This is a genomic window from Rosenbergiella epipactidis, from assembly GCF_018494055.1.
Classification (GTDB): domain Bacteria; phylum Pseudomonadota; class Gammaproteobacteria; order Enterobacterales; family Enterobacteriaceae; genus Rosenbergiella; species Rosenbergiella epipactidis.
On record NZ_JABBFQ010000009.1, the window covers coordinates 134,302 to 157,710 of the forward strand.

General features: G+C 46.2%; 26 protein-coding genes and 1 pseudogene. 19 read left to right on the top strand and 8 right to left on the bottom strand.

Annotation, left to right across the window (positions count from 1 at the left end):
* Window positions 1–9 precede the first annotated feature (9 nt).
* Window positions 10–1,014, top strand: coding sequence for a tryptophan--tRNA ligase (gene trpS / locus HGT71_RS13635; RefSeq protein ID WP_214218254.1), 1,005 nt, complete (start codon window positions 10–12; stop codon window positions 1,012–1,014).
* Between the two features lie 59 nt (window positions 1,015–1,073).
* Here trpS and tsgA read toward each other — a convergent pair whose 3' ends face one another.
* Window positions 1,074–2,240, bottom strand: coding sequence for an MFS transporter TsgA (gene tsgA / locus HGT71_RS13640; RefSeq protein WP_099823338.1), 1,167 nt, complete (start codon window positions 2,238–2,240; stop codon window positions 1,074–1,076).
* Window positions 2,241–2,500: 260 nt separating this feature from the next.
* Here tsgA and ppiA point away from each other — a divergent pair, with 260 nt between their 5' ends.
* The 3 genes from ppiA to HGT71_RS13655 all read left to right on the top strand — a co-directional run bounded on the left by ppiA (window position 2,501) and on the right by HGT71_RS13655 (window position 5,009).
* On the top strand, window positions 2,501–3,064 hold the full coding sequence (gene ppiA, locus HGT71_RS13645) for a peptidylprolyl isomerase A (protein ID WP_214218255.1): 564 nt from the start codon (window positions 2,501–2,503) through the stop codon (window positions 3,062–3,064).
* Between the two features lie 82 nt (window positions 3,065–3,146).
* A complete protein-coding gene (locus HGT71_RS13650) occupies window positions 3,147–3,722 on the top strand; it encodes an anthranilate synthase component II (RefSeq protein WP_214218256.1) in 576 nt (191 codons plus the stop codon).
* Window positions 3,723–3,791: 69 nt separating this feature from the next.
* Complete coding sequence (locus HGT71_RS13655) at window positions 3,792–5,009, top strand: aspartate aminotransferase family protein (RefSeq protein ID WP_214218257.1); 1,218 nt, start codon at window positions 3,792–3,794, stop codon at window positions 5,007–5,009.
* Between the two features lie 19 nt (window positions 5,010–5,028).
* Here the strand turns inward: HGT71_RS13655 and HGT71_RS13660 are convergent, their stop codons facing one another.
* Both HGT71_RS13660 and crp read right to left on the bottom strand, forming a co-directional pair.
* Window positions 5,029–7,119: a YccS/YhfK family putative transporter gene (locus HGT71_RS13660; protein WP_214218258.1), complete on the bottom strand. Its 2,091-nt coding sequence runs from the start codon at window positions 7,117–7,119 to the stop codon at window positions 5,029–5,031.
* A 74-nt stretch (window positions 7,120–7,193) separates the two neighbouring features.
* Complete coding sequence (gene crp / locus HGT71_RS13665; RefSeq protein WP_048912889.1) at window positions 7,194–7,826, bottom strand: cAMP-activated global transcriptional regulator CRP; 633 nt, start codon at window positions 7,824–7,826, stop codon at window positions 7,194–7,196.
* A gap of 287 nt (window positions 7,827–8,113) precedes the next feature.
* Here crp and HGT71_RS13670 point away from each other — a divergent pair, with 287 nt between their 5' ends.
* Window positions 8,114–8,518 carry an OsmC family protein gene (locus HGT71_RS13670; RefSeq protein WP_214218259.1) on the top strand — a complete coding sequence of 135 codons (405 nt, stop codon included), beginning with the start codon at window positions 8,114–8,116 and terminating at the stop codon, window positions 8,516–8,518.
* A gap of 2 nt (window positions 8,519–8,520) precedes the next feature.
* Here HGT71_RS13670 and HGT71_RS13675 read toward each other — a convergent pair whose 3' ends face one another.
* From HGT71_RS13675 to HGT71_RS13685, 3 genes are read right to left on the bottom strand one after another with little or no spacing between them, the layout of a single operon-like run.
* Window positions 8,521–9,402, bottom strand: a complete 882-nt coding sequence (locus HGT71_RS13675) for a phosphoribulokinase (protein WP_214218260.1) — start codon at window positions 9,400–9,402, stop codon at window positions 8,521–8,523.
* Window positions 9,403–9,453: 51 nt separating this feature from the next.
* Window positions 9,454–9,669, bottom strand: a complete 216-nt coding sequence (locus tag HGT71_RS13680) for a YheU family protein (protein ID WP_214218261.1) — start codon at window positions 9,667–9,669, stop codon at window positions 9,454–9,456.
* The gene (locus HGT71_RS13685) at window positions 9,666–10,688 is read right to left on the bottom strand and encodes a hydrolase (RefSeq protein WP_214218262.1); all 1,023 of its coding nucleotides are present in this window, start codon (window positions 10,686–10,688) and stop codon (window positions 9,666–9,668) included. Before HGT71_RS13685 ends, HGT71_RS13680 begins: the two co-directional genes overlap by 4 nt.
* 46 nt (window positions 10,689–10,734) lie before the next feature.
* Between HGT71_RS13685 and HGT71_RS13690 the strand changes: the two genes are divergently transcribed.
* Window positions 10,735–11,337, top strand: a complete 603-nt coding sequence (locus HGT71_RS13690; protein WP_214218263.1) for a LysE family translocator — start codon at window positions 10,735–10,737, stop codon at window positions 11,335–11,337.
* Between the two features lie 27 nt (window positions 11,338–11,364).
* Here the strand turns inward: HGT71_RS13690 and HGT71_RS13695 are convergent, their stop codons facing one another.
* A complete protein-coding gene (locus tag HGT71_RS13695) occupies window positions 11,365–13,278 on the bottom strand; it encodes an ABC transporter ATP-binding protein (RefSeq protein ID WP_214218264.1) in 1,914 nt (637 codons plus the stop codon).
* A 122-nt stretch (window positions 13,279–13,400) separates the two neighbouring features.
* On the opposite strand from HGT71_RS13695, the gene kefG reads away from it, so the two are divergent.
* The 4 genes from kefG to slyD all read left to right on the top strand — a co-directional run bounded on the left by kefG (window position 13,401) and on the right by slyD (window position 16,714).
* Complete coding sequence (kefG, locus tag HGT71_RS13700) at window positions 13,401–13,964, top strand: glutathione-regulated potassium-efflux system ancillary protein KefG (RefSeq protein ID WP_048912882.1); 564 nt, start codon at window positions 13,401–13,403, stop codon at window positions 13,962–13,964.
* Window positions 13,951–15,762: a glutathione-regulated potassium-efflux system protein KefB gene (gene kefB, locus HGT71_RS13705; protein WP_214218265.1), complete on the top strand. Its 1,812-nt coding sequence runs from the start codon at window positions 13,951–13,953 to the stop codon at window positions 15,760–15,762. Before kefG ends, kefB begins: the two co-directional genes overlap by 14 nt.
* Window positions 15,763–15,796: 34 nt before the next feature.
* Window positions 15,797–15,991: a YheV family putative zinc ribbon protein gene (locus HGT71_RS13710; protein WP_214218266.1), complete on the top strand. Its 195-nt coding sequence runs from the start codon at window positions 15,797–15,799 to the stop codon at window positions 15,989–15,991.
* Between the two features lie 180 nt (window positions 15,992–16,171).
* The gene (slyD, locus tag HGT71_RS13715; RefSeq protein ID WP_048912879.1) at window positions 16,172–16,714 is read left to right on the top strand and encodes a peptidylprolyl isomerase; all 543 of its coding nucleotides are present in this window, start codon (window positions 16,172–16,174) and stop codon (window positions 16,712–16,714) included.
* A 32-nt stretch (window positions 16,715–16,746) separates the two neighbouring features.
* Here slyD and HGT71_RS13720 read toward each other — a convergent pair whose 3' ends face one another.
* Entirely contained in the window at window positions 16,747–16,965 is a 219-nt protein-coding gene (locus HGT71_RS13720; RefSeq protein WP_099823292.1) for a SlyX family protein, read from the bottom strand.
* Window positions 16,966–17,239: 274 nt separating this feature from the next.
* On the opposite strand from HGT71_RS13720, the gene fkpA reads away from it, so the two are divergent.
* From fkpA to HGT71_RS13765, 9 genes and pseudogenes are all read left to right on the top strand, one after another.
* A complete protein-coding gene (gene fkpA / locus HGT71_RS13725; RefSeq protein ID WP_214218267.1) occupies window positions 17,240–18,058 on the top strand; it encodes an FKBP-type peptidyl-prolyl cis-trans isomerase in 819 nt (272 codons plus the stop codon).
* Window positions 18,059–18,236: 178 nt separating this feature from the next.
* Window positions 18,237–18,956, top strand: a complete 720-nt coding sequence (locus HGT71_RS13730) for a helix-turn-helix transcriptional regulator (protein WP_214218268.1) — start codon at window positions 18,237–18,239, stop codon at window positions 18,954–18,956.
* The gene (gene tusD, locus HGT71_RS13735; RefSeq protein WP_214218269.1) at window positions 18,956–19,333 is read left to right on the top strand and encodes a sulfurtransferase complex subunit TusD; all 378 of its coding nucleotides are present in this window, start codon (window positions 18,956–18,958) and stop codon (window positions 19,331–19,333) included. Before HGT71_RS13730 ends, tusD begins: the two co-directional genes overlap by 1 nt.
* Window positions 19,333–19,692, top strand: a complete 360-nt coding sequence (gene tusC / locus HGT71_RS13740; protein ID WP_214218270.1) for a sulfurtransferase complex subunit TusC — start codon at window positions 19,333–19,335, stop codon at window positions 19,690–19,692. Before tusD ends, tusC begins: the two co-directional genes overlap by 1 nt.
* A gap of 8 nt (window positions 19,693–19,700) precedes the next feature.
* Window positions 19,701–19,991, top strand: a complete 291-nt coding sequence (gene tusB, locus HGT71_RS13745) for a sulfurtransferase complex subunit TusB (protein ID WP_214218271.1) — start codon at window positions 19,701–19,703, stop codon at window positions 19,989–19,991.
* A gap of 123 nt (window positions 19,992–20,114) precedes the next feature.
* Complete coding sequence (rpsL, locus tag HGT71_RS13750; RefSeq protein WP_003852912.1) at window positions 20,115–20,489, top strand: 30S ribosomal protein S12; 375 nt, start codon at window positions 20,115–20,117, stop codon at window positions 20,487–20,489.
* A gap of 96 nt (window positions 20,490–20,585) precedes the next feature.
* Window positions 20,586–21,056, top strand: coding sequence for a 30S ribosomal protein S7 (gene rpsG / locus HGT71_RS13755; RefSeq protein ID WP_048912872.1), 471 nt, complete (start codon window positions 20,586–20,588; stop codon window positions 21,054–21,056).
* Between the two features lie 94 nt (window positions 21,057–21,150).
* Entirely contained in the window at window positions 21,151–23,265 is a 2,115-nt protein-coding gene (gene fusA / locus HGT71_RS13760) for an elongation factor G (protein WP_048912871.1), read from the top strand.
* Between the two features lie 67 nt (window positions 23,266–23,332).
* Window positions 23,333–23,409 (top strand): annotated as a pseudogene (locus HGT71_RS13765) (GTP-binding protein); the annotation flags it as partial.

The window sequence follows — 23,409 nt, forward strand, 5'->3', positions numbered from 1 at the left end:
CAAGAACTAATGACAAGACCAATCGTCTTCAGTGGGGCGCAACCCTCCGGCGAACTTTCCATCGGTAACTACATGGGCGCACTGCGTCAATGGGTGCAGATGCAGGATGACTATCATTGTATCTACTGTATTGTTGACCAACACGCGATCACAGTACGTCAAGATGCGGCAGCCTTACGTAAGGCTACCCTCGACACCTTAGCGCTTTATCTTGCCTGCGGTATCGACCCTGAAAAATCAACAATTTTTGTCCAATCCCATGTGCCAGAGCATGCGCAACTTTCATGGGTACTAAACTGCTATACCTATTTCGGTGAGTTAAGCCGAATGACTCAGTTTAAGGATAAATCGTCTCGCTACGCAGAAAATATTAACGCTGGGCTATTTGATTACCCTGTCTTAATGGCCGCTGATATTCTTCTTTATCAAACTCAGCAGGTTCCGGTCGGCGAAGATCAGAAACAGCACCTTGAGCTGAGCCGTGATATTGCCCAACGCTTTAATGCAATTTATGGCGATATCTTTAAAGTTCCTGAGCCGTTTATTCCTAAATCGGGCGCTCGGGTGATGTCGCTGCTCGAACCCACCAAGAAGATGTCGAAGTCTGACGATAACCGCAATAATGTTATTGGATTGCTTGAAGAGCCGAAAGCCGTCGTTAAGAAGATTAAACGCGCCGTCACTGACTCCGATGAGCCGCCTGTTGTGCGTTATGATGTAAAAAATAAGCCTGGTGTATCCAACTTGTTGGATATCCTATCCGGAGTTACCGGTCAATCGATCACTGAACTCGAGAGCGCATTCGAAGGCCAAATGTATGGGCATTTGAAAGGCGCGGTAGCGGAAGCTGTCTCGGGGATGCTGACTGATTTACAAGCACGTTACCACCATTTCCGTAATGATGAAGTTCTGCTTAATAAAATCATGAAAGAAGGTGCGGAAAAGGCGAGCGCGCAGGCTAAACAAACGCTTGATAAAGTGTATGAGGCGATTGGATTTGTCGCGCGTCCCTAATATCAACGTACATTTAATATAAAAAAAGGCGGTAGAGAGATTCTACCGCCTTTTTTGTATCAATGATTTGCGCGATGCTTAGTAACAAATCCGAGTAATAAGCAGCAGACAAATACCGTGAGGTAGAGACCATTAGAGGTCATTAGCGCGGCGAGTGGTCCATCATGACTCACAATAGGGGCCGTGACGACAAACGTTAACATGGTGCCAACCGTGCCGCAGGTTAGGATGAAGTTAACCAATTTAGGCGAGGCGACTTTAGTCTGTTGCGAGCCAAGGGTAATGATGGTGGTATAAATCGCGCTAGAGAAGAAACCTAATGCAGCGATGATGATATGCAGCATATTAGGGTCCTGTGCATGGTTAAACCAATACATCAGTACGGACGCTAATGCCGTGAGTATCACCAGTAATTTCTGTGAATCGATAAAACGTAATACCACGCTGAACACCCACATACCGACCATATACGCTGTCCAGAAATTACCGACCAGCTGGCCTGCGCGCCCTAATTCAAAGCCTAATGTTTTCGTCGCATAATCAGGTACCCAAGCGATAAACCCTAACTGACCAAGAATGTAACATAAGGCCGCGAGTGCAAGTAGGAAGACGCCTACTCCCCATTTCTCTTTCGGTTCGTTTTTTTGTTGTGCATTTTTGGAGAGAATTGGAAATTCGGTGCAGAGGGTAATGATAAAAATCGCGACGTAAATAAGGCCTATTGCACAGTAGACTAGATACCAAGGTAACTGACGTGATAAGACCGCCGCGGCAATGATAGGGAAGAGCGTTCCGGCCATACTGAAAAAAGAGTCAGTAAACAGTAATCTCGCGCCACGTTGACGACCTTCATAGAGGTGGGTAATCAAAAACGTCCCTATCGACATGGTAATCCCGCTAACGACACCCAGTATAAACATACAGGCAGAGAAGATGGCGATAGAGTGGGCGGTCACGAGTCCGGCGATTGCAATCAGCATCAAAACAAAACCAAATATTAGCTGTTTTTTTAGCGGGACTACTTCCATCAGCCAAGCATTAAGGAAAATTGCGATCAAAATCCCCGCATTTAAAAATGTGAAGGTATTGCTCATGCTTGTCACTGGGACGTTGAAATAGTGAGCGATATTATCCATCACCATTCCCGTTACAATCACTAGCGCCCCTGTCAGTGCGTAGGAAAGAAAGCTTATCCAGGTGAGCCCGGTTCTTTTTATTTGCATCATCATTAATATCCGTTAAAGGAATAGTCCGAAGAGTGAAGCGCACGATTGTAATGCCATCGCGTCGGTTTATAAATAATGATGCTCACATTGACGAGAATATTTAATCAATTATTGCCGCCGCTAAAGAAAAAACACGCTTAGCCATATTTTATGCTGTGGTTAGCGAGATATAAGTCAGGAAATCGCTAGCGGTAGGGCGCTGATACTCCTTACAATCACCCACAGTATTTATTCCATCTAAGCTAAGGACACGCGCACCTATGTTAAAAAAAACACTGGCTACAGCATTAACACTGCTTTCGTTAGCCGTCACGGCTCAACATGCGATGGCTGACACGCATGTGTTAATGACCACCTCTGAAGGGAATATTGAATTAACCTTGAACGATGACAAGGCGCCAGTCACCGTTAAAAACTTTCTTCAATACGTCAACAGTGGTTTCTATAACAACACCATTTTCCACCGTGTAATCCCAAGCTTTATGATTCAAGGCGGTGGGTTTACGGCCGATATGCAGCAGAAATCGACCCAAGCGCCAATTAAGAACGAAGCGGATAACGGCTTACGCAACACCCGTGGCACCATTTCTATGGCGAGAACGGCGGATAAGGATAGTGCCACCAGCCAATTCTTTATCAACGTTGCTGATAATGCGTTTCTTGATCATGGCCAACGTGATTTCGGCTATGCCGTCTTTGGTAAAGTGACTAAAGGGCTGGATGTGGCAGAGAAAATCTCCCATGTCGAAACGACTAATAATGGGCCTTATCAAAATGTGCCTGCTAAGCCTGTCACAATCCTTTCTGTAAAAGTTTTACCTTAATAGATATCCAAGCACTGCTTAGGGCGTGCTTGGAACCTTTAGCGTCAGATAATACGATTACCTTCTCAAACTAAGAAATCATATGCTGTTAATCATAGATAACTATGACTCTTTTACTTGGAATCTTTATCAATACTTCTGCCAATGCGGTATAGAAGTAAAGGTTATCCGTAACGATGCAATTACACTCCAAGAGATGGAAGCGCTGGGAATGAGTCACCTTGTGATCTCGCCCGGACCTTGTACGCCTAACGAAGCAGGAATTTCGCTGGCGGCTATTCAACATTTTGCGGGTAAGTTGCCTATCTTAGGGGTTTGCTTGGGTCATCAAGCGATAGCCCAAGCATTTGGCGGTAAAGTAATTCGTGCGTATCAAGCCATGCACGGTAAAACCTCAATGATTCGTCATAATGGGCAAGGGCTATTTTCACAGCTCCCGAACCCTCTTACCGTTACCCGCTATCACTCTCTAATGGTTGATACCTCCTCGCTACCTGATGAGTTGGAAGTCACTGCGTGGGTGGAAGAGGAGGGAGGGAAAACAACGATTATGGGGCTTCGTCATCGACACCTTGAGATAGAGAGTGTGCAATTCCATCCAGAAAGCATTCTGAGTGAACAAGGCTTATCGTTACTGAATAATTTTATTAGCCGATGATTAATTGATTTATTATGCATTATAAATGTATATTTATTCCATCACACTCTCGCCTACTAAGGATCTCAGATGTCGGTAACACAGACCCCCATTACTCGTGAGCTGTTTAACGAAGTAATTTTACCTATTTATGCGCCTGCGCAATTTGTGCCAGTGAAAGGGCAAGGCAGTCGAGTCTGGGATCAGCAAGGAAAAGAGTATATCGACTTTGCCGGTGGGATTGCGGTCACCGCATTAGGCCACTGCCATCCTGCCTTGGTCGAAGCCCTTCAAAAGCAGAGCAAACAGTTATGGCATCTGAGTAATATTTATACGAATGAGCCCGCGCTACGTTTGGCGCAAAAACTCACCGCGGCGACATTTGCTGATCGCGTCTTTTTTGCCAATTCCGGTGCTGAAGCGAACGAAGCTGCGTTTAAGTTAGCACGGTATTATGCCACCCAAAAAATAAGTCCCTATAAAACGAAAATCATCGCTTTTCATCATGCTTTCCACGGGCGTACCTTCTTTACCGTCACTGTGGGGGGGCAACCTAAATATTCCGATGGGTTCGGTCCTAAGCCCGCCGATATTGTACATGTGCCTTTCAATGACCTTGAGGCAGTTAAAGCCGTTATTGATGACCACACTTGTGCGATTGTCGTAGAACCGATTCAAGGTGAAGGGGGAGTTACCCCCGCTACATCGGAATTTCTGACTGGTTTACGTCAGCTTTGTGATCAACACCAAGCGTTATTAGTGTTTGATGAAGTGCAAACAGGCATGGGACGTACAGGTAAATTATTTGCTTATGAGCACTCAGGGGTGATTCCCGATATCCTCACGACAGCCAAAGCATTAGGGGGAGGCTTTCCCGTCAGTGCGATGTTGACGAGAGAAGCGATTGCTCAGGTCATGACTGCGGGCACTCATGGTACGACCTTTGGCGGCAACCCAATGGCTTGTGCGGTGGCCGAGGCGTCGTTGGATATTATTAATGACAACCAGTTGCTTGAAGGTGTGGAGCAGCGTCACCAATGGTTTATCGATGGATTGCGAGAGATTAATCAATACTACCACCTCTTTACAGCCATTCGCGGCCAAGGACTGCTTATCGGTGCACAATTAACACCGGAGTATGCAGGGCGTCTACGCGATATCATTCAGGCCGCTGCAGAGCATGGCTTGCTGGTATTATCCGCCGGGAGTGATGTATTGCGTTTTACCCCGTCACTGATTATTTCTGAACAGGATGTGCAGGAAGGGATGGCTAAGTTACACCGAGCCATTGCCCAAATTATCGGTTAGCTTGCTTGCCCTGAGTTGTTTACTGCTCAGGGTTTTTATTCACACGGGAAAACCATGCGCCGTGTTTGGGTCGCTGGGTCCAGATAATCGCTGAAATGGTCCGCATGGATTTCACATGCACAAGAATGCGCTCGATATGCCGCTCGACGATAGTACTCGGCCCTTTATCGAAATTCGCGGCTTCGTCCATTACATGCGTGGAGTGATAGTTCTCCTGATCGTTGGCATACAGTAACCGCTGTTGGCATTGCTGTAGCGCTATCTCACATGCTTGTAAATAGCGTTCGGCCAGCGTTGGGGTCAGCATGGTGTGCTCACGGGCTAATGCGGTCAGCTCGTTAATATGCTCGACAATATATTGGCTATGGCTAACCCACAAATGCATCTCTTCAAGATACTCATCATCAAACCCAGGTTCCTGCATAGCTTGATTCAGGGCATTGAATAGGGCGTTATGTTTTTGGTTGGCCTCTACTCGCGCGGCTTCGAAAACTTCGTCCTTTTGTTCTGGACCTAATAAGACTTTGAGCGCGTGTTGGTAAGCGTTGAGAACATCTAGGGTGTTATCACGTAGCAGTGCACTTTGCCACTGTGGCCACAACCAAAGCGTTCCGCCGAAGGCGATTAAGCAGCCGAGTAGCGTATCTAATAAACGTGGGACAAGGAATTGGTGTCCGTTTAGGGAAAGAAGCTGCAATGAATAGACGGCAGTGACCGTAAATCCAATAGTTGCCCAGCCATAATATTGGCGATTGAACAGGTTACTGAAAAAGGTAATCAGTAACATGATGATTAAGATCCATGATTCAGGCACATGCAAATTTAGTGTGACTGCCGCAATGATTAATCCCGCAAAGGTTCCTAATGCCCGGTGCTGAATACGTACCCGCGTTGCGCTGTAGTTACTCTGACTGACAAACACTATTGTCATCAAAATCCAGTAAGGTTTGGGCATATTCAGTGCCATGCCGACAATGCCGCCACACATCAACATGATTGAAAAACGTGCAGCAGAACGTAAGGCGGTCGATTTTAGCGATAAATAACTTTTTAAGGCAGGCAATAAGGGTAAACGGCGCTGCCTATCGCGCATCAAGTCACGCTGATAAAGAGGTTTCTCGTTTTGTAAGACCCGAGCAATTCGCGTGAAATGATAAAAGCAAAATTGGGGGACCGGATTATGAGGAAATTGTTGAGCCAGCTTTTCCAATGCTGAAATTTGCTTACTCATCGAAAAAGGCTTCACGAACTGGTGATATAAAATATCGTCAGCCAAACGGTGGAGCTGTGAGGCAACCGTATTGGCATTCCAATTTAAAATTTCTCTACCAAAACTATCGTGACACAGTTTTTTGATTTCATCCGGTTGATTTAAGCTAATCGTAATATGTTCTTGGATATCTTGCGCCATCAAGAAATAGCGAATCAAAAACCGGTCATTACGGTTTCTCGCCGCCGGTAACATATGCAACTGTTGGTAGCATTGGGTAATGAGATCAATCACTTTCTGCTGACGCTTAAGAAGATCCTGCAAACTCTCTGCGGAGTCGTCGGTGCTGAAAATACGGTGATATTTATGCTCACAGTAATTACCCAGTTCGCGATAGAGCAGACTAAGCGTTTCACGAAGCTGTTGCGCCTGCGAAAACTTAAACCAAGCCCAATTAAACACGCCATACCAAACCGTTCCGCCCAAGTAGAGTAGTGGAGGCCCCCATATCGGCATACGGCCAGCTAAGCTGATAGAGAGTACGGCGGCCACCAGTGAGGCGGGCAATAGCCGGCCGTGTAATGGACTGATTTCGCCGGTAACACCGATAATCAACGGTAGAGCGAAAAGAAAGAGCGGTAAGGGATAGTGCTGTTGCAAACACCAAAGGAGCAGGAAGCTACTGCAGGCGAAAAGTAAGCCACCTACGACGAGCCGTTTAAAAAAACGTTTATGCGGAGTATCTAAACCCGCTAGGTTACAGCAGGATGGGACCAAAGAAAAAAGTAAGCCTGAGTGGAGATCCCCCAACAGCCAGCCCAAGGCGATCGGCAGGCAGAGCACCAGAGTTTGGCGAAAAGCATAATTTACTTCAGGGTGATAAATAAGTCGACGTAGCATTACCGCTGCAGCTTGTTGTATGAGTGATCGCGATCGGAGTGAGGCAAGGGTAATTCCCTTGCCTTCAATGCCGATTAGCGTGTGCCGTACACTACGATAGTTTTACCATGTGCGGAGATTAAGTTTTGGTCTTCTAACATCTTGAGAATACGCCCAACCGTTTCGCGCGAACAGCCAACGATTTGCCCAATTTCTTGACGGGTAATTTTGATTTGCATCCCGTCAGGGTGCGTCATGGCATCAGGTTGATGGGCTAGATGCAGCAGCGTTTGAGCGATACGTCCGGTCACGTCTAGAAAGGCGAGGTTACCGACTTTCTCTGAGGTGACCTGTAGGCGCCGAGCCATCTGTGCTGAAAGACGGATAAGAATTTCCGGATTAACCTGAATCAATTGGCGGAATTTTTTATAAGAAATTTCAGCGACTTCGCAAGCTGACTTAGCTCTGACCCAAGCACTACGCTCTTGTCCTTCTTCAAATAAGCCAAGCTCACCAATAAAATCGCCCTGATTAAGGTAAGAAAGGATCATCTCTTTGCCTTCTTCATCTTTAATCAGTACCGCGACAGAACCTTTAACAATGTAATAAAGCGTTTCTGCTTTTTCACCCTGATGGATCAAGGTGCTTTTTGACGGATACTTATGAATATGGCAATGGGAGAGGAACCATTCTAATGTAGGGTCTGTTTGTGGTTTACCGAGAACCATTCGCTTCTATCCTCTATTGTAATCGAACCTGGATAAAACCAGGGTGAGGCGCCTTTGCGACTCTATGAAAGCATCAAGTGCCATTTCTTTTTTTATTGGACGATAAAATTACCTTAGCGTATTCCAAGGCATTTTATCTTGGGATTAACGAAATAAATAATCCTTTCCCTGTTTTTAGCACAGGTTAGCGCCACTGTCTTGTATTGTATGAGTCCAAATGAGTGGTTTGCGAATTAATACACCTCAGAGTATCTTAACTAATAAATTCTGAAACTGGGGACGTGTTGATGGAAGCGAAGGTAAAGTGGGTTGATGGGCTATGTTTTGTCGCAGAATCGGCCTCCGGTCACCAAGTGGTGATGGATGGCAACCGTGGCGAAAAGGGACCTAGTCCAATGGAAATGGTCCTGATGTCAGCGGGCACCTGTAGTGCAATCGATGTGGTATCAATCTTAGAAAAAGGCCGTTATCAGGTTCAAGGTTGCGAGGTTAAATTAACCTCCACTCGTCGTGAGGAAGCGCCACGACTTTTTACTCACATTAACCTGCATTTTATTGTGACAGGGAAGACCTTAACCGATAAAGCGGTTGAGCGTGCAGTCTCCCTCTCAGCGGAGAAATACTGCTCGGTGGCACTCATGTTGGAGCAAGCGGTAGAAATTACCCATAGCCACGAGATTGTCATTGCTTAGTCTTAGGTTGTTAATAAGGTTTGTTGTCGTTTTTCCGCGAGCTTTTCAATGACCGGCGTCAAGATAAGCTCCATCGCTAAGCCCATTTTTCCGCCGGGTACCACTAAGGTGTTCATGGCGGAAATGAAGGATCCTTGGATCATGGCTAAGAGATAGGGATAATTAATTTCTTCGACACCACGAAGGTGGATCACCACCAGACTTTCATCCATCGACGGAATTGCGTGCGCCGCAAAAGGATTCGACGTATCGACCATTGGTACGCGTTGAAAGTTAATATGGGTGCGAGAGAATTGCGGCGTGATGTAATTTACGTAGTCTTCCATAGAACGAATCACTGAATCCATCACCGCTTCGCGAGAATGACTCCGCTCTTGCATGTCACGTATCAGTTTTTGAATCCATTCTAAGTTGACAATGGGCACTACACCGACCAATAAATCGACTAAATCAGCCACATTATATTCATCAGTCACCACCGCGCCATGTAATCCTTCATAGAATAAAACATCAGTCTGTTCAGGAAGAGGCTGCCAAGGCGTAAACGTCCCTGGGACTTGTTTCCAAGGTACCGCTTCGTCATAGGTATGGAGATATTTACGAGAACGGCCGGTCCCAGTCTCAGAATATTGCTTAAATGTCTGTTCTAAAAGTAGAAAGTCGTTAGCGTCTGGACCGAAATAACTAATGTGTTTACCGAGATCCCTCGCCTTACGGATGGCAACGTCCATTTCTGGACGGGTGTAGCGATGGTAACTATCGCCCTCCACCTCCGCAGCCCGGATACCCAGTTGTTGAAAGATTTTACGAAAGGCGAGACTGGTTGTCGTCGTCCCTGCACCACTTGAACCTGTTACGGCGATAATAGGATGTTTGGCTGACATGATGGTCTCCTTAGCGGGTTAGGGGCGACAACTAGAGCGTACAGTTATCCTTTAGCGGGTATCTCGTGCAGCACGAAGGCTGACGGACTCATGTAATTCTGACCAAACAATAACAATATCACCTGCTTGAAGTTGCCGGGTAATATCAGCAACTTTCTCGGATAAGGTTTTCTCTTGCTCACCATAATCGGTTCCTTCTTGTAGCACAAAGGACTCGATGACGCTTTGTAACGTCTCAGTCGGCAGCTCTTGCCAAGGAATAATCATGAAGTCGTATCCAATTGTGTAGAAAGCCACTGAGGAATGCGCTGTTCAAGCCACATTACTGGCTTAAATAGGCTGCCTGTAACGAAACCGACATGTCCACCGTATTCACTTAATTGATAGTCAATCGTCGGCGATAACTGTTCCGGTAGAGGTATCACATCGTCGGTCATAAAGGGATCGTCTGCCGCATGAATAATCAAGAGGGGCTTAGTTATACTGGCAAGCCACGGCATCCCACTTGCTTGTCGATAGTAGTCTAGCGCGTCAGAAAAATGATAAATACGAGAGGTAATCTTATCGTCGAATTCGCGGAGTTTCTTGATTTTCTTAAGCTCACCCGGCGCAATAGAGAAGAGATGTGGATGCGCTTTCAGCTTGCGGCGGAGGCTCTTTTTCAGGCGCGTGAGTAAGTAATGCTGATAGAAGCGCGAGAAGCCGTCTTCAATTTTCACACTGCAAGGTTCGAGCATTAGAGGTGCTGAGACAATAACGCCCGCATCGAGTAAGCATTCGTCACCTTGGCTCCCCATTAGACAAGCAAGCATGTTACCCCCGAGAGAAAATCCGGTTGCGGAGGTCCAGCCTGGACCTAGCTTCTCTTTCATCCAACGAAGGAAGTAGCTGGCATCCTCAATATCCGCCGAGTGGTAGCTCTGTTTTAATCGATTCGGTTCACCGCTGCACCCGCGGTAGTGCATAACGACTCCCAACCATCCTTTCTGCTGAAAAGAGGCGAGTAGGCCATGAGCATAAGGACTTTTTACACTGCCCTCTAAACCGTGAAAAATGACAGCGCGAGGTTTATGCTTGGCCAACATCGGATCTTCGCTCCACGCGAGATCGACGAAGTCCCCATCGGGTAGCTCTAATCGCTGCCAAACAGGTTTGATACGGACCATACGGCGTAAGATTCTGGGTAATAGAGTCTGAATATGTGCATTTCTCAAACAACGAATAGGGGTGAAATTATGCTCGTCATTATGATAATTATTCAGGTTCTCAGGGCTTGTCTGATCCATAACTCACTGTATAGTTTCAAAGGTTAATCTGGATAATGGTAACTTTATGGAACTCAGTCTTTTTCTCTCATTATTTGGTTTTTTGTGGGTCGCGGCGATTACACCAGGCCCCAATAATATGCTACTTACGACCTCTGGCGCCAATTTTGGTTTCGTTCGCACTATACCATTGATGCTAGGCATTATGTTTGGCATGCAAATCATGCTGTTACTCATCGCCTTCGGTGTCGGTAATCTTATTATCCTTTATCCCGCGTTACATCTGTTCTTAAAAATCGCAGGAAGTGCTTATTTACTGTGGTTGGCTTGGAAAATCACGACGGCTGCTTATGAATCTCTTGAGGTGAAAGACCATCCAGAAAAGACATTGCCTTTGTGGCAAGGTGCGGTACTACAACTCGTCAACCCTAAAGCTTGGTTGATGTCGCTGGGAGCGGTTGCCAGTTTCAGTCTAAGCGGTAAGGCCTATATTACCTCGATTGCTGGCATTAGTTTAGCCATGTTTTTAGTCAACCTGATTGCGGGATGTATTTGGCTAGCCTTTGGCACCGTGATTGGTCGGTGGTTGCACAGCCCACGCGCATGGCGGCAGTTCAATGTTATTATGGGATTATTGACCGCCCTGAGCGTGGTCCTTATCTGGTTGTAACGATACAAAAATAGGACTTACCCTGAGCTAGCTTTCGCTCGCAAGCAATGTTTCAAGTTCTTCTTGCGCCTCGAGCCAAGCAAGCTCTATATCATTAAGTTGTGACTGAACTGTTGTCCGATGCTGTAAGGTATCGGTCAGCTCGTTCTTACGCGCCGCCTCATAAATTACGGGGTCAGCTAACTTCTCTTCATCTTCCGCTAATTTCCGCTGGCACTCGCTCATCTGTTTTTCGAGTTTCTCGATTTGCTTGCGTAAGGGTTGCGTTTTAGTGCGCAGTTCAGCATCACGCCTTTTTTGGTCCTTACGCGCTTGCGCGCTTTGGCTGTTATCGCGAGAAGTATCGCTTTTTTGTGTAGCGATGCTGTCTTTTTGCTGGTCGGCAAGCCATTGCTGGTAATCGTCGAGGTCACCCGCAAACATCTCGACACTACCGCCGTGAACGAGGTAAAGGTCATCGGTTGTTGCACGGAGTAGGTGACGGTCGTGTGATACCACGACTAAGGCGCCCTCGAAGTCAATCAACGCTTCCGTCAGTGCTTGACGCATGTCGAGATCAAGGTGGTTAGTCGGTTCATCGAGTAATAGTAAGTTCGGACGCTCCCAGACGATCAGCGCTAATACCAAACGCGCTTTTTCTCCGCCTGAAAACTGCGCGGTAGGTGCTTTTACTTGATCGCCTTGAAAGCCAAATCCGCCCAAGTAGTCGCGCAGATGTTGTTCTAGCTCTTTCGGGGCTTGGCGTTGCAGATGCTGCAACGGTGACTCTTCTGCTCGTAAGTATTCAAGTTGATGTTGAGCGAAATAGCCGAGCTTCACACCTTTAGCGAGCGTCACCGTTCCCGATCGCGGTATAAGCTCACCAGAGAGTAATTTAATTAGGGTAGATTTACCTGCGCCATTTTTACCGAGTAGACCTATACGTGAGCCGGGAACCAGATTCAGTTTAATTGAATCTAAAATAACTCTATCGTCATAGCCTGCAGTCACTTTTTCCATCGTTAATAGTGGGGAAGGTAGCGATTCAGGCGCACGGAACTGGAAGGTAAAAGGATTATCGACATGCGCGGGGGCAATCATTTCCATCCGCTCTAACATCTTTAGGCGACTTTGTGCTTGTTTGGCTTTGGTCGCTTTAGCGCGGAAACGGTCAATATAGTGCTGAAGATGTGCGACTTTAGTCTGCTGGCTTTGGTATAGCGACTGTTGTTGCGCTAATTTCGTTGCGCGCTGCCGCTCAAAATCACTATAGTTGCCGGTATAATCCATAAGCTTCTCTTGCTCAATATGCAAGATCTTGCCCACGGTAGGGTCGAGGAAGTCCCGGTCGTGTGAGATGAGGATTAAGGTTCCAGTATAACTTTTCAGCCATTTCTCTAGCCAAATGACGGCATCAAGATCTAAGTGGTTGGTGGGTTCATCCAATAGCAAAAGGTCTGAACGGCAAATTAGCGCCTGCGCCAGGTTTAGGCGCATTCGCCATCCTCCGGAGAACTCTTTCACTGGCGATTGAAGTTGAGTGTGGGAAAAGCCTAACCCATAGAGCAGGCTAGCCGCTCGCGCATTAATGCTCCACGCTTGGATTGCGTCTAATTTACCGTGAAGAAGCGCAATCTGATTGCCCTCGTTGGCTTGGTTAGCCGCTGAAAGTTGAGTCTCTAACTCTCTGAATTCTCTATCGCCATCAATCACATAATCAATTGCCGACGTCGCGAGTGCCGGGGTTTCTTGATTCACCCAGGCTAAGGACCAATTGGCTGGGAAATTAACGCTACCGCTTTCTGCGCTGATCTCTTGTTTGAGTAACGACAATAGGGTCGATTTCCCGCAGCCATTCTTACCGACTAAGCCAACTTTTTGGCCCGGATTAATGATTGCTGAGGCATTGTCTAGGAGTACGCGAGTGCCGCGTCGTAATTGTAAGGAAGAGAAGACAATCATAAGCGCCGTAATTTATGGAATATGGTAAATTAGTGGCATAACTAAAATCGCTCACCACACATCTTTGTATCGCAGCATGGTAACGGAAAACCATGACTAAGACGATAACTTGGAGGACGACAATGTCATCTTCACCTAAAATACTTTTGCTTTATGCGCACCCTGAGGCACAGGAATCAGTGGTAAACAGTAAGCTACTTAAAGCCGCTCGCCGAGTTGAGCATGTTACGGTGCATGACCTTTATGCAACGTATCCCAATTTTTTTATCGATATCTATCGTGAACAACAATTGTTACGGGAGCACGATATTATTGTGTTTCAATATCCCCTTTATACTTACAGTTGCCCCTCGCTACTTAAGGAATGGCTGGATCGAGTGCTATCTCGTGGATTCGCTTCAGGAATGGGAGAGTCGGCCTTAGAAGGCAAAACCTTACGCTGTGTTGTCACCACCGGCGAACCGGAAAGCGCGTACCAATCGCAGGGCTTGAATCGTTATCCTCTCGGCGAGATTATGCGCCCGTTTGAATTGGTCGCACAGACTTGCCATATGCAGTGGATGTCGCCAATGGTTATCTATCATGCAAGACGGCAGCCGTTAGATGTCTTGAAGTCTCTTGCTGCAGCGTATTCAGACTGGCTGACCCAGCCTTTACCAGAGGAGATCATGGATGGGCGGATCTGATTTATTAACCGCGGGCGTTATTTACTTAGCGGCGGCGGTGGTTGCGGTGCCGATCGCCGCAAGACTGGGAATTGGGGCGGTTCTCGGGTATCTATTAGCCGGGATCGCTATTGGTCCTTGGGGCGCAGGGTTTATCAGCGATGTTGAGGAAATTCTCCACTTCTCCGAGTTAGGGGTAGTGTTTCTGATGTTTATCATCGGGCTCGAGCTTAACCCTGGAAAGCTGTGGCAGTTAAGGCGTTCCATTTTTGGTGTGGGTGCCGGACAAGTTATTTTCTCGAGCGTGTTACTCGCCGGGCTGCTATGGGCTACCCAATTTTCTTGGCAAGCCGCGGTTATTGGCGGCATCGGTCTGGCGATGTCCTCAACGGCCATGGCTCTGCAATTGATGCAGGAAAAAGGCATGAACCGAAGTGAAGCCGGACAACTCGGTTTTTCGGTGTTACTTTTTCAAGATTTAGCTGTGATACCTGCCTTAGCGCTCGTACCCTTGTTAGCAGGCAACGATTCAGGGCATCCTACGGATTGGATGAAAATTGGGATGAAGGTCCTTGCCTTCGCCGGAATGTTGGTAGGTGGGCGCTTCTTATTACGGCCTATTTTCCGCTACATCGCCGCCTCGGGTGTGAAAGAGATTTTTACTGCTTCAGCATTATTGTTGGTTATCGGCTCTGCGCTATTTATGGATGCGCTAGGCTTATCGATGGCGTTAGGAACCTTTATTGCCGGCATCTTGTTAGCAGAAAGTGAATATCGTCACGAGTTAGAAGTCGCGATTGATCCCTTCAAAGCATTACTGCTCGGGCTATTTTTTATCTCTGTCGGTATGGCGCTAAATATTGGCGTATTATTTACCCATATCGTGGAGGTATTGGTTGCGGTCGTTACCCTCGTCGCAATTAAAGCATTGGTGCTCTATATACTGGCGCGCCTATACGGAATGAGAAGCTCGGAACGTTTACAGTTTTCGGGCGTCCTGAGCCAGGGGGGCGAGTTTGCCTTTGTCCTGTTCTCTGCAGCGTCCAGTGCGGGACTGTTCCATCAAGAGCAACTGTCATTACTGCTGGTGATTGTGACGCTATCGATGATTACAACCCCTTTATTAATGAAGCTGATTGATCTTATTTTAGTACGTCGTTTTAATAATCAAGATGATGAAAATGCGGAAAAGCATTATGTTGAAGACGATGAGCCCCAAGTTATTTTGGTCGGTTTCGGTCGCTTTGGACAGGTGGTAGGACGCTTACTGATGGCCAATAACATGCGCGTGACTGTGTTGGAGAAAGATATCAGTGTTGTAAGTTTGACGCGTAGTTATGGCTATAAAGTGTATTACGGAGATTCGAACGATCTCGAGTTGTTACGTGCAGCAGGAGCAGAGCGAGCGCAATCAATCATTGTAACCTGTGATGATCCTTCCGATACCATGTCAACCGTCGCGCTATGCCAGCAACATTTTCCTCATTTGAACATTCTTGCACGGGCAAGAGGCCGGGTAGAGGCGCATGAGCTGTTGCAAGCGGGCATTACAGACATCACACGTGAAACCTTTTTAAGTGCGGTCCAATTAGCGGGTAAAGCTTTAGTATCACTTGGCATCCACCCTTACCAAGCGGAACGCGCTCAGCAATATTTTACTCAGCTTGATGAACAAATGCTGAAAGACTTAATGCCACACCACGATGAAACCGGGCATATCTCTCGAGTGAAGGAAGCTCGCCGAGAACTTGAAGATGTTTTTCGTAGGGAAATGCAACAGGATAAACAAACATTGGGACGCTGGGATGCCGCAGATTAATGCGCATTCTCTCCTTCACTATTAAGGGTATAGCATGCGTAAACGTTTTATTGCCGGTGCAGTCTGTCGGCACTGCCAAGCAAAAGATACTTTAGCGCTGTGGAAAGAATCAGGCGTGGAAGTCGTTGAATGTGTTAAATGTGGTGACCAAATGCGCGAGGCAGATAAACAAGTGCAATCAGCGGTACGAAAAGATGAGCAAATTATCGGTGTCTATACGCCTGAATAAGTTTTTTTCGCTAAATTCCAGTTGAAGCATTGAATTTCGCGTCAATCATTCCCACTATAATTGTTTACGGAAGAACTGATATAGTTTTTCAACATAGTCAGGACCTTTCTGGTTGGTATTATTGCAGGCAAAAATAGACCAATGAGACGGGAACACAGCGCTCAACGGTTAGGAGTTATCATGAAAATTGCAAAAGACTTGGTAGTTAGCATTGCTTATCAAGTACGTACTGAAGATGGTGTGCTGGTTGATGAAGCACCCGTTACAGCACCGCTGGACTACTTACATGGCCACGGCTCTTTAATTTCTGGCTTAGAAAACGCGCTAGATAACCGCGAAGCTGGTGATAAGTTCGATATCAATGTGCCTGCTAACGACGCTTATGGTCAATATGACGAGAATTTAGTTCAACGCGTTCCTAAAGATGTATTTGTAGGCGTTGATGAGCTGCAACCAGGTATGCGTTTCTTAGCCGAAACCGATCAGGGGCCAGTACCCGTAGAAATCACTGAAGTTGGCGACGACCACGTCGTGGTTGACGGTAACCATATGCTGGCGGGTCAAAACCTAAGCTTCAATGTTGAAGTTGTGGCAATTCGTGAAGCGACCGAAGAAGAATTAGCACATGGTCACGTACATGGTGCTGATGGTCATCATCACGACCATGATCACGGCCAGGACGAAGAAGGTTGTGGCACTGGCGGCTGCGGCTGTCATCACTAAGTAAAAAAGGCTGCGAAATGCAGCCTTTTTTATTAATAATGTGGTGGGGGAGTCTCTTCAGATTGAGAGGCCACCATAGAAGGCGAAACGGTCTGCAATTTACTGATCAGCAAGCGTAGATGTTCCCGCATTTTTGCCATTTCAAGTTCGTGACTAATCAGTGTTTGATTTAACTCTTCAAGAGTGTGTTCCTGATAAGCGACTTTTGTTTCAAGGTTGTCCAGTCGTTGAGTTAACTCCTCAACATTCATAATTCAGTCTCCATCGTTGTATTGACGATCATTATTGACAGTATACCGCTCACCCCTCGAAGAAATCCTGTGAAATTCGCGATATTTTATTCACACTTGAAAAACAATATTCTGCCCCAATATGATGAGTTAACCTCGAAACTTTATGATGAGCGTATTGTCGTAGAGGGGCCGTTTAACTCGTAATGGTACTGATGTTAGCCATTAAAAAGTCATTGTGTAGTCTCTACACTTTTAAAGCGCCAAAGTACCTGGCTTTGGTTAGGAGATATGGATGAAATCATTGTTTAAAGTCTCACTGTTGGCTGCAACTTTAGCGGTTGGCCTTAACGCCCCTCTAACTATGGCTGCGGAAACCGCTGCTCAGCCATCAGGACAAGTTGCATTAAACTCTGCATTTAAAGATCAGAGCCAACAATCGGCTTACGCCCTCGGTGCCTCATTAGGTCGTTACATGGAGAACTCTCTTAAGGAACAAGAGAAATTAGGTATCAAGCTGGATAATAAGCAATTGATCGCAGGTGTGCAGGATGCGTTTGCAGGGAAAAGCAAGCTTTCAGATAGCGAAGTAGAGCAAACACTTAAAGCGTTTGAAGGCAATGTAAAAGCTGCCGCACAAGCGAAAATGGAAAAAGATGCTAAAGAGAACACCGATAAAGGTAACGCTTTTGCTGCAAAATTTGCTAAAGAAAAGGGCGTGAAGAAAACTTCTTCAGGCTTACTTTATAAGGTCGATAAGCCGGGTACAGGCGCAGCGCCTACTGATAGCGATACCGTCGTTGTTAACTATAAAGGGACGCTGACCGACGGAACGCAGTTCGACAGCTCCTACGATCGTCATGAGCCACTCTCTTTCCGCCTTGATGGTGTTATCCCCGGCTGGACCGAAGGGTTAAAACACATTAAAAAGGGTGGTAAAATCCAGCTAGTGATTCCACCGGCACTCGCATATGGCCAGAATGGCGTACCAGGTATCCCACCGAATTCAACACTAGTGTTTGACGTTGAGTTATTAGACATCAAACCTGCCGCGAAAGGCGACTCAGCGCCACAAGCGCCAGCGGCTGACGCCAGCTCAGCAGCTAAAAAGTAAAGCTCTCTCGCATTATCAACACCACTGCACACTGCAGTGGTGTTTACCCCTTGCCATCACTTCTTGATTGGCGTAAACAATAGTCTTAAAACCCATAACAATTTTACTTCTATATCTTTATCTTTCCGATATTGAGCGATTGGGAATTATCCTTTGTCATATTAGGATGATGTAAGCTATGTCAAAACCACTAAGAACAACAGATGGCTCAAGGAACATAATGAGCCCTAAATACGCATTTAACGCTCTCGACTATGAAATAGTGCGGTCCTATGAGTCGATGGTAGAGGGTTTAGCCCTGATGCTGGGTAATCATTGCGAGGTCGTTCTGCATACTTTGGATAACCTTGAGAGTTTTGCAGTCTGTATTGCCAATGGTGAATTAACGGGACGCCAAGTCGGCTCACCCATCACCAATCTTGCCTTACAGACGCTACATGAATTGGACGGGAGAGAAGGCCCACCGTCTCGAACTAGCTTTACCCGCTCAAAAAGTGGCGCATTGATGAAATCGACGACGATTGCGATCAAGAATAGTTCGCAACGTGTTATCGGCCTTCTGTGCATAAATATGAACTTAGATGTGCCATTTTCTCAGGTGCTCGCGACCTTTTGCCCATCGGAAACCCAGCATGACAATAACGTTCATTTCGCCAGTTCAGTTGACGATCTCGTTTTGCAAACATTGGAGCATACGATTGAAGAGGTCAGTAATGACCGTTCGGTGGCCAATAATATTAAGAATAGGCAAGTAGTGTTGAATTTATATGCTAAGGGAATATTTGATATCAAAGATGCTATCAATCAGGTGGCAGATCGTTTGAATATTTCCAAACACACTGTTTATCTTTATATCCGTCAATTCAAGCATGAAGACTTTCCCGAAGGAGATGAATAATGCGTTACGCATTGGTCATCACTGGCCCAGCGTATGGCACACAAAATGCCACGAGCGCTTGGATGTTCGCTAAAGCATTATTGAAAGCGAAACACAGTATAACGTCGATTTTTTTCTACCAAGAGGCAGTAAGTAACGCAAATAAGCTCACATCCCCTGCTAGTGACGAGCATGACTTGATTAAAGAATGGGTAAAGTTAAGCCGTGATGAAAATATTCCACTGAATATCTGTGTATCAGCCGCTTTACGGCGTGGGGTCGTTGACCAAGACCATACGCAAGCCGGTCAGTATAACTTTCACCCGCAATTTAATTTTTCAGGGCTAGGGGAACTTGCTACATCCTTGCTGACCTGTGAACGAGTAATACAATTTTAATGAACTCGATAGCTTTTATTTTTAAGACGGCTCCCCATGGTTCAAGTACGGGTAGAGAAGGACTTGATGCGTTGCTTGCAACGGCAGCGCTGAGTGAAAAAATTGGGGTCTTTTTTATCGGTGATGGGATTTTTCAACTTGTTGGCGGCCAACAGCCCAATATAATCTATCAGCGAGACTACATTACCACTTTTAAGCTGCTTGAACTTTACGATATTGAGAACGTTTATGTTTGCCAGCAATCCATGAGGATGCGGGGTATCAATGAACAAGATATGGGCGCCATAGCCGTAACGAGCTTATCAATGGGTGAACTTCACCAACAACTCAGTCATTACGACAAAACTATTAATTTTTAGGGCGGCATATGCTTCATCTCATCATGTCCTCTCCAGTAACGCTCGATATAGACTATCTCGAGACATTTATTGCTCAGACAGACGATATTTTACTCTTACAAGATGCAGTGTATGCCGGGGTGGCTAATAGCCACTATTTTTCTAAGCTGATAGCAAAAAAGCAGTCGGGACTTTACGTGCTTGAGGAAGATGCCCAAGCCCGCGGAATTACAGCATTATTGGGGCCGAAATGTCAGTTAATCAGCTATCAACAGTTCGTTGAGTTGACTGTAAAGCATTCGAAACAGATCACTTGGTGAGACGATATGTTGGTTATTTCTTGACACCCTCTATACTCAGCCCTAAAATTCTGCGTCCTCATAGAAATATGAGGTAGATTTAATACGTGTTTACGAAGCAAAAGCAAAACCAGGAGCTATTTAATGGCAACAGTTAACCAGCTGGTTCGCAAACCACGCGTACGTAAAGTTGCAAAAAGCAACGTACCTGCGCTGGAAGCTTGCCCGCAAAAACGTGGTGTATGTACTCGTGTATATACTACTACTCCAAAAAAACCGAACTCAGCATTACGTAAAGTTTGTCGTGTTCGTTTAACCAACGGTTTTGAAGTTACCTCCTACATTGGTGGTGAAGGTCATAACCTGCAGGAGCACTCCGTGATCCTGATCCGTGGTGGTCGTGTTAAAGACTTACCAGGTGTGCGTTACCATACCGTTCGCGGCGCACTTGACTGTTCCGGTGTTAAAGACCGTAAACAGGCTCGTTCTAAGTACGGTGTGAAGAAGCCAAAGGCTTAATGGTTCTCCGTTAAGTAAGGCCAAACGTTTTAACATAAATGTCAAAATAAACTCGTAGAGTTTTGGACAATCCTGAATTATCAACGGAGATATTCCATGCCACGTCGTCGTGTAATTGGTCAACGTAAAATTCTGCCGGATCCTAAGTTCGGATCAGAACTACTGGCAAAATTTGTAAACATTCTGATGGTAGACGGTAAAAAATCTACTGCAGAATCTATCGTATATAACGCGCTTGAGACCCTGGCTCAGCGCTCTGGTAAATCTGAACTGGAAGCGTTCGAAGTTGCTTTAGACAACGTTCGTCCGACAGTCGAAGTTAAATCACGCCGTGTTGGTGGTTCAACTTATCAGGTTCCAGTTGAAGTACGTCCGGTTCGTCGTAATGCTCTGGCAATGCGTTGGATCGTTGAAGCTGCTCGTAAACGCGGTGATAAATCTATGGCTCTTCGCCTGGCGAACGAACTTTCTGATGCTGCAGAGAACAAAGGTACTGCAGTGAAGAAACGTGAAGACGTTCACCGTATGGCAGAAGCCAACAAGGCGTTCGCTCACTACCGTTGGTAATCCCTTCGGTGTAGTTGTTAACCCAGCGGGCGCTCTAAAAGCTAACCCGCTGTGGTTAACTTAAATAGAACGTCCTAGAATTCAGAGGAATCAAATGGCTCGTAAAACACCCATTTCACGTTACCGTAATATCGGTATCAGTGCACACATCGATGCCGGTAAAACTACTACTACCGAGCGTATCCTGTTCTATACCGGTGTAAGTCATAAAATCGGTGAAGTACACGATGGTGCAGCGACAATGGACTGGATGGCACAGGAGCAGGAGCGTGGTATTACTATCACCTCAGCTGCGACGACTGCATTCTGGTCTGGTATGGCTAAACAATTTGAACCACACCGTATCAACATCATTGATACCCCGGGACACGTTGACTTTACTATCGAAGTAGAGCGTTCGATGCGTGTTCTTGACGGTGCAGTAATGGTTTACTGTGCAGTTGGTGGTGTTCAGCCACAGTCTGAAACCGTATGGCGTCAGGCTAATAAGTATAAAGTTCCACGTATCGCGTTCGTTAACAAAATGGACCGTATGGGTGCGAACTTCCTGAAAGTTGTCAGCCAAATCAAAGCACGTTTAGGTGCTAACCCTGTTCCATTGCAATTAGCAATTGGTGCAGAGGAAGGTTTCACCGGTGTTGTTGACCTGGTGAAAATGAAGGCGATCAACTGGAACGATGCTGACCAAGGTACTACCTTCGATTACGAAGAAATCCCAGCAGAGATGCAAGAGCTAGCAGAAGAATGGCGTCAAAACCTGATCGAGTCTGCAGCAGAAGCTTCTGAAGAGCTGATGGAAAAATACCTGGGTGGTGAAGAACTGACTGAAGCAGAAATCAAAAATGCTCTGCGTCAACGTGTTCTGAACAACGAAATCATCTTGGTTACCTGTGGTTCTGCATTTAAGAACAAAGGTGTTCAAGCGATGCTTGATGCCGTTATCGAATATCTGCCATCACCAACTGAAGTTCCTGCAATTAAAGGAATGTTAGACGATGGTAAAGATACTCCAGCTGAACGTCGTTCAGACGATAGCGAGCCATTCGCAGCATTAGCATTTAAAATTGCGAACGACCCGTTTGTGGGTAACTTGACGTTCTTCCGTGTTTACTCAGGTATCGTTAACTCTGGTGACACCGTACTGAACTCAGTGAAATCACAACGTGAGCGTTTAGGCCGTATCGTTCAGATGCACGCTAACAAGCGTGAAGAAATCAGCGAAGTTCGTGCTGGTGACATCGCTGCAGCAATCGGTCTGAAAGACGTTATTACTGGTGACACCCTGTGTGATCCTAACGCGCCAATTATTTTAGAGCGTATGGAATTCCCAGAGCCAGTAATCTCAATCGCGGTTGAACCAAAAACCAAAGCTGACCAAGAAAAAATGGGTCTAGCTCTGGGCCGTCTGGCGAAAGAAGATCCATCATTCCGCGTATGGACTGATGAAGAATCTAACCAGACAATCATTGCTGGTATGGGTGAACTTCACTTAGATATCATCGTTGACCGTATGAAGCGTGAGTTCAACGTTGAAGCGAACGTGGGTAAACCACAGGTTGCTTACCGTGAAGCAATTCGTAGCAAAATTACCGATGTCGAAGGTAAACATGCTAAGCAGTCTGGTGGTCGTGGACAATATGGTCACGTTGTGATCGATATGTACCCACTTGAGCCAGGCTCTAACCCTAAAGGTTACGAGTTCATCAACGATATCAAAGGTGGTGTAATTCCAACAGAATACATCCCTGCGGTTGATAAAGGTCTGCAAGAGCAGCTGAAATCTGGTCCATTAGCGGGTTACCCGGTAGTTGACTTAGGTGTTCGTCTGCACTTCGGTTCTTACCATGATGTTGACTCATCAGAACTAGCGTTTAAACTGGCTGCATCATTAGCTTTCAAACAAGGCTTTAAACAAGCGAACCCAGTTCTGCTTGAGCCAATCATGAAAGTTGAAGTTGAGACTCCTGAAGAGCACACTGGTGATGTTATCGGTGACCTGAGCAGACGTCGTGGTATGTTGAAAGGTCAAGAATCAAACGCAACTGGCGTTGAGATTCATGCCGAAGTACCATTGTCCGAAATGTTTGGGTATGCGACTCAGTTGCGTTCTCTGACTAAAGGTCGTGCTTCTTACTCCATGGAGTTCTTGAAGTATGACGATGCGCCGAACAACGTTGCGCAGGCTGTTATTGAAGCACGTAGCAAATAAAACTACGGTTTAAATTTGATCCCATGCCCTCATCGAGAATGAGGGCATAACAGTAAGGAATATAGCCATGGCTAAAGAGCAATTTCAACGTAATAAACCACACGTAAACGTGGGCACCATCGGTCACGTTGACCACGGTAAAAC

What these genes read in the sequence shown, in the direction of transcription:
- HGT71_RS13685 (WP_214218262.1), bottom strand. Translation starts at nt 10,688, where the DNA reads ATGGATCAGACAAGCCCTGAGAACCTGAATAATTATCATAATGACGAG.
- HGT71_RS13680 (WP_214218261.1), bottom strand. Translation starts at nt 9,669, where the DNA reads ATGATTATTCCTTGGCAAGAGCTGCCGACTGAGACGTTACAAAGCGTC.
- HGT71_RS13730 (WP_214218268.1), top strand. Translation starts at nt 18,237, where the DNA reads ATGTCAAAACCACTAAGAACAACAGATGGCTCAAGGAACATAATGAGC.
- HGT71_RS13670 (WP_214218259.1), top strand. Translation starts at nt 8,114, where the DNA reads ATGGAAGCGAAGGTAAAGTGGGTTGATGGGCTATGTTTTGTCGCAGAA.
- HGT71_RS13675 (WP_214218260.1), bottom strand. Translation starts at nt 9,402, where the DNA reads ATGTCAGCCAAACATCCTATTATCGCCGTAACAGGTTCAAGTGGTGCA.
- fusA (WP_048912871.1), top strand. Translation starts at nt 21,151, where the DNA reads ATGGCTCGTAAAACACCCATTTCACGTTACCGTAATATCGGTATCAGT.
- rpsG (WP_048912872.1), top strand. Translation starts at nt 20,586, where the DNA reads ATGCCACGTCGTCGTGTAATTGGTCAACGTAAAATTCTGCCGGATCCT.
- kefB (WP_214218265.1), top strand. Translation starts at nt 13,951, where the DNA reads ATGGGCGGATCTGATTTATTAACCGCGGGCGTTATTTACTTAGCGGCG.
- tusD (WP_214218269.1), top strand. Translation starts at nt 18,956, where the DNA reads ATGCGTTACGCATTGGTCATCACTGGCCCAGCGTATGGCACACAAAAT.
- trpS (WP_214218254.1), top strand. Translation starts at nt 10, where the DNA reads ATGACAAGACCAATCGTCTTCAGTGGGGCGCAACCCTCCGGCGAACTT.
- HGT71_RS13660 (WP_214218258.1), bottom strand. Translation starts at nt 7,119, where the DNA reads ATGCTACGTCGACTTATTTATCACCCTGAAGTAAATTATGCTTTTCGC.
- kefG (WP_048912882.1), top strand. Translation starts at nt 13,401, where the DNA reads ATGTCATCTTCACCTAAAATACTTTTGCTTTATGCGCACCCTGAGGCA.
- HGT71_RS13695 (WP_214218264.1), bottom strand. Translation starts at nt 13,278, where the DNA reads ATGATTGTCTTCTCTTCCTTACAATTACGACGCGGCACTCGCGTACTC.
- tusB (WP_214218271.1), top strand. Translation starts at nt 19,701, where the DNA reads ATGCTTCATCTCATCATGTCCTCTCCAGTAACGCTCGATATAGACTAT.
- HGT71_RS13710 (WP_214218266.1), top strand. Translation starts at nt 15,797, where the DNA reads ATGCGTAAACGTTTTATTGCCGGTGCAGTCTGTCGGCACTGCCAAGCA.
- rpsL (WP_003852912.1), top strand. Translation starts at nt 20,115, where the DNA reads ATGGCAACAGTTAACCAGCTGGTTCGCAAACCACGCGTACGTAAAGTT.
- HGT71_RS13720 (WP_099823292.1), bottom strand. Translation starts at nt 16,965, where the DNA reads ATGAATGTTGAGGAGTTAACTCAACGACTGGACAACCTTGAAACAAAA.
- tsgA (WP_099823338.1), bottom strand. Translation starts at nt 2,240, where the DNA reads ATGATGCAAATAAAAAGAACCGGGCTCACCTGGATAAGCTTTCTTTCC.
- ppiA (WP_214218255.1), top strand. Translation starts at nt 2,501, where the DNA reads ATGTTAAAAAAAACACTGGCTACAGCATTAACACTGCTTTCGTTAGCC.
- fkpA (WP_214218267.1), top strand. Translation starts at nt 17,240, where the DNA reads ATGAAATCATTGTTTAAAGTCTCACTGTTGGCTGCAACTTTAGCGGTT.
- HGT71_RS13690 (WP_214218263.1), top strand. Translation starts at nt 10,735, where the DNA reads ATGGAACTCAGTCTTTTTCTCTCATTATTTGGTTTTTTGTGGGTCGCG.
- HGT71_RS13650 (WP_214218256.1), top strand. Translation starts at nt 3,147, where the DNA reads ATGCTGTTAATCATAGATAACTATGACTCTTTTACTTGGAATCTTTAT.
- HGT71_RS13655 (WP_214218257.1), top strand. Translation starts at nt 3,792, where the DNA reads ATGTCGGTAACACAGACCCCCATTACTCGTGAGCTGTTTAACGAAGTA.
- tusC (WP_214218270.1), top strand. Translation starts at nt 19,333, where the DNA reads ATGAACTCGATAGCTTTTATTTTTAAGACGGCTCCCCATGGTTCAAGT.
- crp (WP_048912889.1), bottom strand. Translation starts at nt 7,826, where the DNA reads ATGGTTCTCGGTAAACCACAAACAGACCCTACATTAGAATGGTTCCTC.
- slyD (WP_048912879.1), top strand. Translation starts at nt 16,172, where the DNA reads ATGAAAATTGCAAAAGACTTGGTAGTTAGCATTGCTTATCAAGTACGT.